Origin of the sequence: Haloechinothrix alba (assembly GCF_900188115.1) — a bacterium.
In the GTDB taxonomy this organism is placed as follows: domain Bacteria; phylum Actinomycetota; class Actinomycetes; order Mycobacteriales; family Pseudonocardiaceae; genus Haloechinothrix; species Haloechinothrix alba.
On record NZ_FZNW01000044.1, the window covers coordinates 1 to 10,091 of the forward strand.

Consider the following 10,091-nt stretch of genomic DNA (forward strand, 5'->3'; position numbering starts at 1 on the left):
CTCACCCGCTCGAAATGGCGCCGCAGACACCAGCAACGCGCCCGACGATGCCACTACGCCGCACGACAAGCTCCGCAATAAGTGCGACTGTAGTACTAAGCGCGGGATCGGCAGATCGGCTCGCGATACCTCGACGCGTTCCCTCCACCGCGAAGCAACGCGGCATAACGACGTCGCACCACCCCGAATGCGGATCCAGTTCATCGGTCCTCCCGAGCCGACCCCGAGTCGCTCGTCAGGACCGGACCCAACAGCCGACGTGACACTGACCGCTGAACGAGCCGTATCGGCCAGCTGCGTAGCTCGAGTCATCGGGCCGTCCATGCGGCCGTCGCTGAGGAAACGGCTCTGCGCCGTTCGGCGAAGGCCAGCGCATCGTCCCAGGTCGCCTTCTTTGCGATCATCGACCGGTACTTCATGATGACGGTCTGCCCGTTGATCGCGAGCGAGCCGACGAGCCGGTCGCCCTCGCGATAGAGCGCGATGCATCGGCCGTCCTGTTCGACAGCGCCGTCGACCACTCGGATCTCGTCGCCGTGCGGGATGCCTACGAACTGGATTCGACTGTCATACCAGTCGGACCAGAAGTAGGGCACCGTCGTGTAGGGCTTGGCCTCCGCCGGGTTAAGCGAGTTCCTGGCGGCAATGGCTCCCTGCTCCGCGGCGCTCGTCCAGTGTTCCAAACGCATGTACCGATCGAACAGACTGTTCGGCCAGCGAGCGACGTCACCGGCCGCGTAGACGCCATCGACGCCGGTGAACAGGGTTTCGTCGCACACGATGCCGTCGGAGAGAGGCAGGCCTGAGCCTTCGAGCCAGCCGGTTGCGGGTGCCGCACCGACGCCGACCACGACCATATCCGCGTCCAGCGCGGAGCCGTCGGACAATCGCACTCGCTCAACCCGGCCATCGCCCTCGAGTTCGGTGACGGTAAGTCCGCAGCGCAGGCCGGTTCCGTTCATGCTGTGCAGTGACGCGCAGACTTGACCCATCTCGTCGCCGACCGCCCGGGTCAACGGCGTCGGCAAAGCCTCGACAATTGTCACGTCAAGCCCATGCTTGCGTGCGGCAGAGGCAATCTCTGATCCGATGAATCCCGCGCCAACGACAACGGTTCGGGCGCCCGCCTGGAGTGCCTCACGCACAGCCACGGCATCATCAAGCGTCCGCAGCGTGTGCACGCCTGCCAATCCTGTCGATCCCGGCAGCTCGCGGGCAACCGCACCGGTAGCGATCACCGCTGCGTCGTACTCAATGGCTCGGTCACCGACGAGAACTACCTTGCGCTCGGTATCCAACGCGGAAGCGGGCTCCCCGAGCAGGAGCTCGGTGGCAAGCTCATCGCGCAGCACGTCCTCGGCCCGGAAAGTCGGAGGTGCCGGCACAGTGCCTTCCTCGCTCGGTTCAAGATACGCCTTGGATAGAGGCGGCCGGTCGTAGGGCAAGTGTGAATCGGCGCCAACTAGCGTGATCCTCCCGTCGAAGCCAGCCTTCCGGGCACCCTCAACGGCACGCAGCCCAGCCAATGAGGCACCGACGACGACCAGTCGAAAATCGCCCACCACGCGAACCTCTCTTCCGTCGCAGCTCGCCAGCTATCCCGCGACGGCAGCGGCGTACCGCTCCCGCAGCTTGCCCTTGAGCAGCTTCCCGGTGGGTGTCCGCGGCAACTCGTCGAGGAAGTCGACGCTTCTCGGCGCCTTGTAGTGGGCGATGCGATCCCGCACGTAGGCGATCAGCTCATCGGCGAGTTCGGGGCTGGGTTCCACGTCCGGCGCCGGCTGCACAACGGCCTTTACCTGCTCACCCATCTCGGGGTCGGGTATGCCGATCACCGCGACATCGAGGACCTTGGGATGCAGGGTGAGAACGTCCTCGACCTCTTGCGGGTAGATGTTGACTCCACCCGAGATGATCATGAAGGACTTGCGGTCGGTGAGGAACAGGAAGCCGTCGTCGTCGACGTAGCCGACGTCGCCGACGGTCGTCCAGGTCGGGTGCTCAGGGTGCTGCGCGCGCTTCGTCTTCTCGGGATCGTTGTGGTACTCGAACGGCATCTCGTCGCGTTCGAAGTAGATCAGCCCGATCTCTCCGGCCGGCAGCTCGGCTCCATCGTCATCACAGATGTGCAGCGTGCCGAGCAGAGCCTTGCCGACGGATCCCGGCTTCTGCAGCCAGTCCTGCGGGCTGACGACAGTGAGGCCGTGGCCTTCGGTAGCGCCGTAGTACTCGTAGATGATCTCGCCCCACCAGTCCATCATCGCGCGCTTCACGTCAACCGGGCAGGGCGCCGCGGCGTGGATCGCCACCTTCAGACTGGAGACGTCGTACTTCTCGCGCACATCGTCATCGAGCTTGAGCATGCGCACGAACATCGTCGGGACAACCTGCGTGGCGGTGACCTGGTACCTCTCGATAAGCGCGAGCGTCTGCTCCGCGTCGAACTTCTCCATGACAACGACCGTGCCGCCGAGCGCGTGGATGGCTCCGGCCCACCGCAGCGGAGCCGCGTGATAGAGCGGAGCCGGAATGAGGTAGACGTCGTCGGCACCGATCCCGAACACGTGCTGGACGAACGGAACCAGGAAATCCGCGCCGGGCTCGCCGACCTGGACGGGTGCGAGCTTGCCCTTCACACCCTTGGGCCGGCCGGTGGTGCCGGAAGAATACAGCATTGACGTGCCCGCCGGCTGATTCGGAAGTGGGTCACTTGGCGCAGCGGCCAATGCGTCCTCATACGAGTCGAAGCCGGTCACCGGTCCGTCGAAGGCGTAGCGCAACTCCAAGCCGGGAACCATCGGCGCGACCACCTCGGCGAGTTCGCGCAGACCGGCCGAAGCGAACAACACCCGTGCGCCACTGTCCTTGACGATGTATGCGACCTCATCGGCCGAGAGATGCCGGTTGATCGCGGTGATGTACAGCCCTGACCGCAGCGCTGCCCAGTAGATCTCGAAGCACCGCATGTTGTTCTCTGACAGCAGGGCGACCACATCGCCCGGCCGCAGGCCGGCGTCGTCGAGCATCCGAGCGACACGGATTGAGTTCTCGTCGAGTTCCGCGTACGTCTGCGTGCGACCGGTGCCTGCCATGATCACGGCAGGCTTGTCCGGCGTCGTTTCAGCGATTTTTCCGGGGTACACCGATTTTCCTTTCCTCGTGCCTCAGAAGAAGCGACGCATCAGCTTGAGCTTGAGCGGGGTGTAGGGCGGATATGCGAGCGATGGGTCCGGACGAGCGGGTTTGGCCAACACGGCCTTGCGGTGGCTCAGCGCCTCGAATCCCCACCGCCCGTGGTAAGCGCCCATGCCGCTCTCGCCCACCCCGCCGAAGGGCAGGTTGGGTTCCAGGCAGTGCATCGCCACATGGTTGACGACGACTCCCCCAGAGCTGGTCTCGGCGAGCACACGTTCCCGTTCTTCCACGGATTTGCTGAACAGGTATGCCGCCAGCGGCTTCGGCCGCGCCTTGATGAAGTCGATGGCTTCGTCCAAGGAACCGACACTGAGCACCGGCAGGAGCGGGCCGAAGATCTCTCCGGCCATGACCGGTGAGTCAGGACTCGGGTCGACGATGATGGTGGGCTCGATGCCCAGACTGTCCGGATCGGTGCCGCCACCGGCGACAACGTCGCCGTCGGTTCCCTCGAGGACCGTGGCCAGGCGATCGAACTGCCTGCGGTTGACAATGCGCATCGTCGGCACCGATTGGTCGGCTCGGAAAGCAGCCACGGCCCTGACCAGCGCGCTCACGAAAGAGTCTCGCATCGCATGCTCGACAAGCACATAGTCCGGCGCGATGCAGACCTGGCCCGAGTTGGTCAGCTTGATCCAGGCCACTCTCCGTGCAGCCACCGCTATATCGGCGTTCCGCGTCACGATCACCGGGCTTTTGCCGCCCAACTCGAGCGTCACCGGCGTCAGCCGTGTTGCGGCGGCCTCCATGATCTTTCGGCCGATCTCGGTGCCGCCGGTGAAGAACGCGTGATCGAACCCTTGCGCGAGCAGCTCCTGGGTCACCTCGGCGTCCCCCTCGACCACGCGGACGGCCTCCGGGTCGAGGTACTCCGGCACCAGTCGCGCCAGTAGCGCCGACGACGCCGGCGCATGCTCCGATGGCTTGATCACCGCACAGTTGCCCGCCGCGACGGCCGACACCAGCGGACTGAGCGAGAGGTAGAAGGGGAAGTTCCACGGGCCGATGATCAGCACGACACCGAGCGGCTCGTACTGCACCCATCCACGACCTGGGCGCATCGTCAACGACACCGGCGTACGGCGACGGCGGACCCACCTGCGCAGATTCTTGCGCGCGAAGGCCGCTTCGGTCTTGGTCGGGGCGACGTCACCGAACCACGCCTCGGCTTCGCTCCGGCCAAGGTCGGACTTCAGGGCCGCCGCGATCTCAGCCTCGCGCTCATCAAGTAGCCGTTCGATCCCCTCCAGCTGCCGGATCCGCCACTCCAGGTCACGGGTACGACGGCTGGCGAATCTTATCTGCACGGCGGCTACGATTGTCTCAACATCGGCCGTCTGCGCGACCTTCACAAGATCCGACGTCACTGCGACTCCCGCGAATCTGAGCGAACTGCGCGTTGCGCGTGTGTTTCTCAGCGTGCTGTGACCGAGCCGATCACGCGCGGGTGGTTCGACCCATCGCCCTACCCACATTGGTCCGATGAGGCAGCTGGCGCACACGCCCAGCGCCAGCCACAGCGCCCTGTCAGCGAGCGGATCCGACGCTATCCGTTTCGGGGGCGTGCCGGTTCTGCCGCTCTGCCACCCATGAAGCGACCTGGGCACGAGTGCTGAACCCGAGCTTGGAAAGGATGTGCTCGATGTGCCCGTCAACGGTCCGCGGCGAGATCACCAGCTTGCTGGCGATCTGCTGGTTGCTGCGCCTCTCGGCGATACTCTCCGCGACCTGCCATTCACGGCGGGTCAGCGGGGCGAACGCTGCCTTCGTGGCGGGTGCCTCAGCGGCGGGGTGCTTGCGATTACCGAGTGCGAAGTCGACCGCATCGGACGCCGGTAACTCGCTTCCTTGCCGGCGCAGCGATTCGCGAGCCGAACGCGGCAGCTTGGCGGAGAGTTGCTCCTCGCACCGGTTGTGGAACGCGTTGAATCCAACGAAGTAATCCAGCTTGGACCCCGTCTCACCCCACACGGTGTCCGCAGCGCCGAGCAGGACGGCGGTGGCCTTCCAGTCGTCGGCGCTGCCGGCGATCAACGCCAACACCTCGAAACACAACGCGACGCCCATGTGGTCGTCGAACCGTACCTTGAGGCGGAGGGCCTGACGCGCGAGATCTGTTGCCCGCGGAAGGTCTCCGTCGATCCAGTAATCGACCGCAAGGAAAGTCGTGCTGTACGAGCAGAACCACGACTCCGAGGCGGCCTCGCTACGCTCCAGCACCTCGGTGAATCTGGCATTGGCCCGGCCGCTGTCAGGGCGAAACATGGCCACCATGCCGTCAAGCATCAGCGTATACATCTCACCATGCAGGTCGCCGCAGGAACGAAAAGCCGCGAGCGCGGTCGCGAAGCGCTCCGCGGCGTCGTCCAGTCGGTTACCCAGCAGGGCCTGCAGGCCCTCGGTCATGTCCACCGACGCGACGGCACGCGAGATCGGGTTACCATCGGTCATGTCGCGTGCTTCGGACAGCAGGTGCTCGGCGTCTGTCGAATCGCCTTGCAGGATAGCGAGAAAGGCGTTCACCCGCAGGGCGTCGACCATGGCCTCGTCTGATTCGCCCGCTAGTACGGCAGCCGGACTTCGTGATCCTGGTTGTGCCACGAACGTGGAGAGGAGTCGTATGTAGGTAGGAGGGCTTCTTGATGCGGTGCTGTGCAAGTGATGAAGGTTGTGGCCCTTCGGCGTCGCCCTGCGGGGGAGGCATCAAACCGCCTCATGCTGCGTTGGCTGAAGACCGTCGTGGTGAGCGATGAGGAAAAGGCGTCCGTTGAGGCGTCAGGTGGGGACCAGGAAGACGAGCGTAAGCGAACCGCTGTTGACGTGTCGAAACACTTAGGTGGCGTCGAAACCGGGGAGGCCAAGAGTCCCCGGGATGAGCCTGGCGGGTGCCCGCTGATTGGCCAGGTGGCGCCCGGCATGCAGGCGGCGTGAGCCTGGTCTGCTGCTCCTGCACGGAACGTGGGAAGGCGAGTGTCGATACTGCGCGTCTGCGCCGGTAATGGTGTGGATGGGCGAGAGGGAGCGCGCCGAACGGCAGAAACCGGAGGCGTTGAGTACCGAGGCGGCGCTCGCTGGCGGACCGGCTCGTAGTAGTGGGGAAGCCCCGTAATGGGGGTGGAGCGAAGGGGCCGGCTCATCGTGACGTTTGTTCGCACGAGCAACCGGAGGACATCAGTCCTTGCGGGAGGAGACGAGTGGGCAAGTCAAGTCCAGAGGACAAACCGTTTGATATTTCGAAGCGACTGGTGTGGGAGGCGTACGAACGCGTCAAAGCCAATAAGGGTGCCGCCGGGGTGGACAGACAGTCTGTCGAGGAATTCGAAACCGATCTACAGAATAATCTGTACAAGATCTGGAATCGGATGTCTTCGGGGACGTACTTTCCACCTCCGGTGAAGGCTGTGGAAATACCGAAAACGCATGGCGGCGGGACACGGACTCTGGGTGTGCCCACCGTGGCGGACAGAATTGCGCAGACGGTGGTGGCGCTGCAGCTGGAGCCGCGTACGGAGTGGATCTTCCATGACGACTCGTACGGGTACCGGCCGGGCAAGTCCGCCCATGATGCGCTGCGCAAATGCCGCGAATGGTGCTGGAAGAAGAACTGGGTGCTGGATCTTGATATCCACAAGTTCTTCGACTCGCTGGAGCATCGGCTCGTCGTCAAGGCGGTGAAGGCCAACACCGGCCAGAAATGGGTTCTGCTGTATGTGAAGCGGTGGCTAAAAGCGCCGCTACAGCGGCCCGACGGTACCGTGCAGGAACGAGACCGTGAGACTCCGCAGGGGTCGGCGGTGTCTCCTGTTTTGGCGAATCTTGTTCTGCACTACGCGTTCGATATGTTCCTGGATCGGGAATTTCCGACTGTGGAATTCGAGCGGTATGCGGACGACGCTGTCGTGCACTGTGTGACCGAGCGACAAGCCCACCAGGTGCGGGCCGCGCTTACCGGACGGCTGGATGGTTTGGGGCTGCAACTGCACCCCGAGAAGACCAAGATCGTGTACTGCAAGGACGATCAACGGCGTGGCTCGTATGAGCACACGTCGTTCACGTTCCTGGGCTACACGTTTCAGCCAAGGGGAGCGATGGGAAGGGATGGCACACCGTTCGTCGGTTTTCAACCCGCTGTCAGTAAGGACGCGCTCAAGAAGATGCACGAGCAGGTCTGACGCTGGCGCTTGCACCTGCGCACAGGCCACGACCTGGACGAGCTCGCCGAGACGATCAACCCGATCGTGGCGGGCTGGATGAACTACTACGGCCGGTTTTATCGGTCCCAGTTGTATCCTCTCCTGCAGCGCATCAACACCTACCTGATGCGCTGGGCAGGCAAGAAATACAAGCGGCTACGCGCCTACCGGCGCTTCACCAAGTGGTGGTTCGGGATCGTCGATCGAGACCCCGAACTGTTCACCCACTGGCGATGGGTGCGCACGTTCGCTGGATTGCGATGAGACGAGCGGAGTGACGGGAGACTGTCACGCTCCGTTCCGTGGGAGCCCGGGGTGAAACTCCCCCGGGCCACCCGGCGCGTGGCGGCGTGACGTAGAACGGCCACCGCGTGATCATGCCGGGTTTGTGTCGAACCAAGATGATCTTGCGGTGGCCGCGGGCCATAGCCTAAACCCTGCCCGGTGGCGGGCGCACGTCGACGACCTGATGTGTCGAATCGCGGCACGGTTTGCGCGGGTCGAGCCGCGCCGACGAGCCCGTGATCTGGTGCTCGGGTTGCTGTCGGACCTGCCGGTCAAGAACTGCTGGACGCTGTCTGAACAGATCGGGGACGCCACCCCGGACGGGATGCAGCACCTGCTGCGCAAGGCGGTCTGGGACCACGACGGAGTGCGGGACGACCTGCGCGACTACGTCGTGGAACACCTCGGCGACGCCAGGGCTGTTCTCGTGGTTGACGAGACGGGCGACCTCAAGAAGGGCACGCGCACGGTCGGGGTGCAGCGGCAGTACACCGGCACCGCTGGGCGGATTGAGAATTCCCAGGTCGCGGTGTATCTGACCTACGCCACCGACGCTGGTCAGGCACTGATCGACCGTGCGCTGTATCTGCCAAAGTCCTGGGCCGAGGACCCCGATCGCCGCGCCGATGCCGAGGTGCCCGACGACGTGGAGTTCGCCACCAAGCCGGCGCTGGCCCGCGAGATGATCGTGCACGCCCTCGACGGCGGGGCACCTGCACCGTGGGTGGCCGGCGACGAGGTCTACGGCGCCGACCCGACGCTACGCAAGGAATTAGAGAACCGCGGTGTCGGCTACGTGCTGGCCGTCGCCTGCAGCCACCCCATTGCCACCACGGCCGGTAAACGCCGCGCGGACGAACTTGGCGCCAGCCTGCCCAAGCACGTGTGGCAGCGGGCTTCCGCTGGCCGGGGCTCCAAGGGACCACGCTTCTACGACTGGGCCTGGATCACTCTCAACTCCGACATCGAGCGTCCCGGGCAGCGGTGGCTGCTCATCCGCCGCAACAACAGCACCGGCGAGTTGGCCTACTACCGCTGTTACGCGCCCTGGCCGGTGCCGCTGCGCGAACTCGTCCAGGTGACTGGCCGCCGCTGGACCGTGGCGGAGTCCTTCCAGGCCAGCAAAGGGCTGGCCGGCTCGACCAGCACCAGGTCCGCCGCTGGACCTCCTGGCAGCGCTGGACCGTCATGGCCATGCTCGCCTACGCCCTGTTCGCCGTGCACACCGCCGCCGAACGCGCCGACAATCCGCCGCCAGACGGGCTGATCGCGTTGACCTGCAACGAGATCCACCACCTGTTCAACGTGCTCATCGCCCAGCCGATCAGCGACCTCCGACACCGCCTGCGCTGGTCAACCTGGCGACGACGACACCAGCACCGTGCCAAGGCGAGCCACTACCGGCGACGAGGAGCCCCACCACCGTGAAGATCACGATCTACGGCTGTCGTACTAGCCTTCGGGGGTTCGAATCCCTCACCCGCCACCCAGCACAGGCGCCCCGCTGACCTGCGGCAGAGCAGGCAGCGGGGCGCTTTCGTGTGTCCGGACGTGTCCGGCTGGATCCGGCTTCCTACGGGTGTTCACGGCCAATGCGTGGCCATACTCACCACCCGCGTAGCGCGTCCTCGACGCGGGCGCGTGCGGCTTGCTCTCCGCCGTCAAGGCACTTCGCGTAGACCTCCAGCAGGACGCGCACGCTGTGGCCCGCCCACTTCGCCACGCGGGTGGGTTCCACGCCGCCGGTGAGCCATGTGGATACGGCGGCGTGACGGAGGTCATACGGGCGTTTGGCCAGGGGCCCGGCGGCGACTTCCTCCGTAAACACCGCGCGGCGTGCCTTCCTCCACACACGCCCGTAGGTGCTGCTAGGAACGCGCCCGCTGTCGCGGGCGCCCCGAAAGAGGCGCCCGTCGGGCGCAGCGCCGAAGGTGTTGATATGGTTGTGCAGCATCTCGGTGAGCTGTGGCGGGCAGGGCACCGTACGACCAGTGTGGTCATCACGATGCTTCAGCGATCGTTCCTCGCTGGCCTTGCGGGTGTCAGTCCACAGCTCGCCCACCTCCGGGCGGGCTTTCTCTAGATGGATCGTGCCCCACCCTTCTGTTGGTAGCGATAGGTTCACCTTCTTGAGGTTGACGGCCTCCTCGGGGCGTAGTGCCGCGTAGTAGAGCGCGCCGAAGAATGCCGCCAGCGGAGGGCCGGGCTTGCCTACGGTCGGGACGGCTTCCAGCAGCATCCGTGCTTGCATTGTGTTGACCACGGATCGGGGATCAACTTGTTGCGTCCCCTGCTTGCGCTTCCGGTGTTTCAGCTCGGCTAGTACTACAGTCGCACTTATTGCGGAGCTTGTCGTGCGGCGTAGTGGCATCGTCGGGCGCGTTGCTGGTGTCTGCGGCGCCATTTCGAGCGGGTGAG

At 64.9% G+C, this 10,091-nt stretch carries 6 protein-coding genes and 2 pseudogenes; 3 read left to right on the top strand and 5 right to left on the bottom strand.

All coding sequences use genetic code 11. From position 1 onward, the window contains the following. Window positions 1–308: 308 nt before the first annotated feature. The 4 genes from CHB84_RS21610 to CHB84_RS21625 form a co-directional block, all read right to left on the bottom strand. Window positions 309–1,562, bottom strand: a complete 1,254-nt coding sequence (locus CHB84_RS21610) for an NAD(P)/FAD-dependent oxidoreductase (RefSeq protein WP_089303496.1) — start codon at window positions 1,560–1,562, stop codon at window positions 309–311. A 33-nt stretch (window positions 1,563–1,595) separates the two neighbouring features. Next, entirely contained in the window at window positions 1,596–3,143 is a 1,548-nt protein-coding gene (locus CHB84_RS21615; RefSeq protein ID WP_089303497.1) for an acyl-CoA synthetase, read from the bottom strand. 21 nt (window positions 3,144–3,164) lie between these two features. Then, window positions 3,165–4,547, bottom strand: coding sequence for an aldehyde dehydrogenase family protein (locus CHB84_RS21620; protein WP_245818894.1), 1,383 nt, complete (start codon window positions 4,545–4,547; stop codon window positions 3,165–3,167). A gap of 175 nt (window positions 4,548–4,722) precedes the next feature. Next, complete coding sequence (locus CHB84_RS21625) at window positions 4,723–5,736, bottom strand: helix-turn-helix transcriptional regulator (RefSeq protein WP_089303499.1); 1,014 nt, start codon at window positions 5,734–5,736, stop codon at window positions 4,723–4,725. 653 nt (window positions 5,737–6,389) lie between these two features. Here CHB84_RS21625 and ltrA point away from each other — a divergent pair. From ltrA to CHB84_RS21640, 3 genes and pseudogenes are all read left to right on the top strand, one after another. Then, window positions 6,390–7,367, top strand: coding sequence for a group II intron reverse transcriptase/maturase (gene ltrA, locus CHB84_RS23675; RefSeq protein WP_245818895.1), 978 nt, complete (start codon window positions 6,390–6,392; stop codon window positions 7,365–7,367). 9 nt (window positions 7,368–7,376) lie between these two features. Then, a complete protein-coding gene (locus CHB84_RS23680) occupies window positions 7,377–7,652 on the top strand; it encodes a group II intron maturase-specific domain-containing protein (protein WP_245818896.1) in 276 nt (91 codons plus the stop codon). 205 nt (window positions 7,653–7,857) lie between these two features. Continuing rightward, a pseudogene (locus CHB84_RS21640) lies at window positions 7,858–9,101 on the top strand (IS701 family transposase). Window positions 9,102–9,279: 178 nt separating this feature from the next. On the opposite strand, the pseudogene CHB84_RS21645 reads toward CHB84_RS21640, so the two are convergent. Continuing rightward, window positions 9,280–10,091, bottom strand: a pseudogene (locus CHB84_RS21645) (tyrosine-type recombinase/integrase); the annotation flags it as partial.